At 55.5% G+C, this 642-nt stretch carries 1 rRNA gene; it reads right to left on the bottom strand.

The features are described 5' to 3' along the window. Positions 1-642, bottom strand: a 23S ribosomal RNA gene (locus V2145_RS21400); the annotation flags it as partial.

The following is a 642-nucleotide window of genomic DNA, read 5'->3' on the forward strand; positions in this document are numbered from 1 at the left end:
CCGTGCTTCCACCTCTGACCTATCAACCTGATCATCTTTCAGGGATCTTACTAGCTTGCGCTATGGGAAATCTCATCTTGAGGGGGGCTTCATGCTTAGATGCTTTCAGCACTTATCCCGTCCACACATAGCTACCCAGCGATGCCTTTGGCAAGACAACTGGTACACCAGCGGTGTGTCCATCCCGGTCCTCTCGTACTAAGGACAGCTCCTCTCAAATTTCCTACGCCCACGACGGATAGGGACCGAACTGTCTCACGACGTTCTGAACCCAGCTCGCGTACCGCTTTAATGGGCGAACAGCCCAACCCTTGGGACCGACTACAGCCCCAGGATGCGATGAGCCGACATCGAGGTGCCAAACCTCCCCGTCGATGTGGACTCTTGGGGGAGATAAGCCTGTTATCCCCGGGGTAGCTTTTATCCGTTGAGCGATGGCCCTTCCATGCGGAACCACCGGATCACTAAGCCCGACTTTCGTCCCTGCTCGACTTGTAGGTCTCGCAGTCAAGCTCCCTTGTGCCTTTACACTCTACGAATGATTTCCAACCATTCTGAGGGAACCTTTGGGCGCCTCCGTTACTCTTTAGGAGGCGACCGCCCCAGTCAAACTGCCCACCTGACACTGTCTCCCAGCCCGAT

Origin of the sequence: Priestia sp. GS2, assembly GCF_036409025.1 — a bacterium.
GTDB lineage: Bacteria > Bacillota > Bacilli > Bacillales > Bacillaceae_H > Priestia > Priestia aryabhattai_A.